Raw genomic sequence first — 3428 nt, 5'->3', positions numbered from 1 at the left:
TGGTTGCGGGGACAGGATTTGAACCTGTGACCTTCAGGTTATGAGCCTGACGAGCTACCGGGCTGCTCCACCCCGCGTTGGTGCTCTTGGCATGGGCCCCGGCTTTCGCCGGGGTGTAACGTCGACCTTGCGGTTCGCTTTGCTCACCGGGTCTTTGTAACAGTTATGAGCCTGGGCGGGCTACCGGGCTGCTCCACCCCGCGTTGGTGGGTGTTGAGTTGGTGGTGAGGAGGGTGCGGGATGTGGTCCTGGCTTTGGAAGACCTGGCGGCGACCTACTCTCCCACGTCTTGAGACGCAGTACCATTGGCGCGGAGGGATTTCACGGCCGAGTTCGGGATGGGATCGGGTGTTGAGGCCCTCGCCATGACCACCAGGTCGTCCAAAGCCGGGACCGGCCGCTGTCCCCTTGGGAGAGAAGGCGGCGGTTCCCGCTGTTTCTTGTGATCCGTTACGGACGATGCGTTGTTTGTGGGCGCCCCTTTTGGGGGCTTTTCATGTGTCTGGGTCTTGCCGCCGCGCATGAGACGCCCGACCGTTGCCGGCCGAGGCGATGCGCTTTGAGATCAAGCCGATCGAGCGATTAGTACCGGTTAGCTTCACGCATTGCTGCGCTTCCACACCCGGCCTATCGACGTGGTGGTCTGCCACGGCTCTGATAGGGAATACTGGTTTTGAGGGGGGCTTCCCGCTTAGATGCTTTCAGCGGTTATCCTGTCCGCACATAGCTACCCGGCGATGCGACTGGCGTCACAACCGGTACACCAGAGGTGCGTCCATCCCGGTCCTCTCGTACTAGGGACAGCTCCTCTCAATATTCCAACACCCACGGTAGATAGGGACCGAACTGTCTCACGACGTTCTAAACCCAGCTCACGTACCACTTTAATCGGCGAACAGCCGAACCCTTGGGACCTGCTCCAGCCCCAGGATGTGATGAGCCGACATCGAGGTGCCAAACACCCCCGTCGATGTGGACTCTTGGGGGGTATCAGCCTGTTATCCCCGGCGTACCTTTTATCCGTTGAGCGATGGCCCTTCCACGCGGGACCACCGGATCACTATGACCGACTTTCGTCTCTGCTCGAACCGTCGCTCTCGCAGTCAGGCAGGCTTATGCCATTGCACTCGTCAGCTGATTTCCGACCAGCTTGAGCCTACCATCGCGCGCCTCCGTTACTCTTTGGGAGGCGACCGCCCCAGTCAAACTACCCGCCATGCAGGGTCCCGGAACCCGCTTCAGGGTCCGCGGTTAGACACCAAGAACAACAAGGGCGGTATTTCAAGGGTGGCTCCACGCAAGCTGGCGCCTGCGCTTCAAAGCCTCCCGCCTATCCTACACATGTCATTCCTAATGCCACTGCAAAGCTGTAGTAAAGGTGCACGGGGTCTTTCCGTCTAGCCGCGGGTACTCCGCATCTTCACGGAGAATTCAATTTCGCTGAGTCGATGTTGGAGACAGTGGGGAAGTCGTTACGCCATTCGTGCAGGTCGGAACTTACCCGACAAGGAATTTCGCTACCTTAGGACCGTTATAGTTACGGCCGCCGTTTACCGGGGCTTCAGTTCGGAGCTTGCACCCCTCCCTTTAACCTTCCGGCACCGGGCAGGCGTCAGACCCTATACGTCGTCTTGGAAGACTTCGCAGAGCCCTGTGTTTTTAGTAAACAGTCGCCACCCCCTGGTCTGTGCCCCCCGCCCCTGGTTGCCCAAGGACGGGGCCCCCTTCTCCCGAAGTTACGGGGGCAATTTGCCGAGTTCCTTCAACATCGTTCTCTCAAGCGCCTTGGTATGCTCTACCAGTCCACCTGTGTCGGTTTGGGGTACGGTCTATATGGCGGGGCTATTTCCTGGAAGTCCTTGGCCGCACCCCCAATCCGATAAGGGGATACGACGTCCAGCCTTCGTCACCTCCGCCAGGCCCAGGAATATTAACCTGGTTCCCATCGACTACGCCTTTCGGCCTCGCCTTAGGGGCCGGCTCACCCTGCGTGGATTAACCTTGCGCAGGAACCCTTGGACTTTCGGCGACAGTGTTTCTCGCACTGTTTGTCGCTACTCATGTCAGCATTCTCACTTCCGATGCCTCCAGCCACCCTCGCGGGTAACCTTCGCAGGCCTACGGAACGCTCCGCTACCACTCCCCCTCCGCAAGGGAAGGAGAATCCACAGCTTCGGTGCACGGCTTGAGCCCCGATACATCTTCGGCGCAGGACGGCTTGACCAGTGAGCTATTACGCTTTCTTTAAAGGATGGCTGCTTCTAAGCCAACCTCCTGGTTGTCTGGGCTATCCCACATCCTTTCCCACTTAGCCGTGACTTGGGGACCTTAGCTGGTGGTCTGGGTTGTTTCCCTCTTGTCCACGGACGTTAGCACCCATGGACTGTCTGCCGGACTAAACTCACCGGTATTCGGAGTTTGGTTAGGTTTGGTAAGCCGCGAGGCCCCCTAGCCCATCCAGTGCTCTACCCCCGGTGGTCATCATCCGACGCGCTACCTCAATAGCTTTCGCGGAGAACCAGCTATTTCCGAGTTTGATTGGCCTTTCACCCCTAGCCACAGGTCATCCCCGTCTTTTTCAACAGACGTGGGTTCGGTCCTCCAGCACGTTTTACCGTGCCTTCAACCTGCCCATGGCTAGATCACCCGGTTTCGGGTCTAATGCATGCAACTCATTCGCCCTATTAAGACTCGCTTTCGCTGCGCCTTCGCCTATCGGCTTAAGCTTGCTGCATACACTAAGTCGCTGACCCATTATACAAAAGGTACGCCGTCACCCGATTGCTCAGGCTCCGACTGATTGTAGGCATCCGGTTTCAGGTTCTGTTTCACTCCCCTCGTCGGGGTGCTTTTCACCTTTCCCTCACGGTACTGGTGCACTATCGGTCACTGAGGAGTACTTAGGCTTGGAGGGTGGTCCCCCCACATTCAGACAGGGTTTCACGTGCCCCGCCCTACTCGAGGACCATGCTCTTTTCTACCCGTACGGGGCTATCACCCGCTTTGGCCCGACTTTCCAGACGGTTCCGGTTCTTAAAGCATGGCCACTGGCCTGGTCCGCGTTCGCTCGCCACTACTAGCGGAGTCTCGGTTGATGTCCTTTCCTCCGGGTACTTAGATGTTTCAGTTCCCCGGGTTCGCCTCCCGCACCTATGGATTCAGTGCGGGATCACCTTAACGGTGGGGTTTCCCCATTCGGATATCTTCGGATCAAAGTTTGCTCGCAACTCCCCGAAGCTTTTCGCAGCGTGCCACGTCCTTCATCGCCTCTCAGTGCCAAGGCATCCACCAGATGCCCTTAGACGCTTGATCTCAGCGACGCCTCTAAAAGACGCCCCATGCGCGGAAGCAAAACCCCCACACACAAAGCCCCTCTCAAGGCGCCCACAGCATCGTCCAAAGAACCTCGACAGACCCGCTCAACCGGT

General features: G+C 58.2%; 1 tRNA gene and 2 rRNA genes. All 3 read right to left on the bottom strand.

Annotation, left to right across the window (positions count from 1 at the left end):
* The 3 genes from AAFN89_RS20740 to AAFN89_RS20730 all read right to left on the bottom strand — a co-directional run bounded on the left by AAFN89_RS20740 (position 1) and on the right by AAFN89_RS20730 (position 3312).
* Positions 1-77: transfer RNA gene (locus AAFN89_RS20740), tRNA-Met, on the bottom strand.
* A 184-nt stretch (positions 78-261) separates the two neighbouring features.
* Positions 262-377, bottom strand: a 5S ribosomal RNA gene (rrf, locus tag AAFN89_RS20735).
* A gap of 184 nt (positions 378-561) precedes the next feature.
* Positions 562-3312 (bottom strand): 23S ribosomal RNA (locus tag AAFN89_RS20730).
* Between the last annotated feature and the right edge of the window lie 116 nt (positions 3313-3428).

This window comes from Inquilinus sp. CAU 1745 (genome assembly GCF_039839375.1).
Taxonomy (GTDB): Bacteria; Pseudomonadota; Alphaproteobacteria; order DSM-16000; family Inquilinaceae; genus JBDOQU01.
Note: the sequence above shows the minus strand (reverse complement) of the source record. Positions and strands in the feature narration are given on the sequence as shown.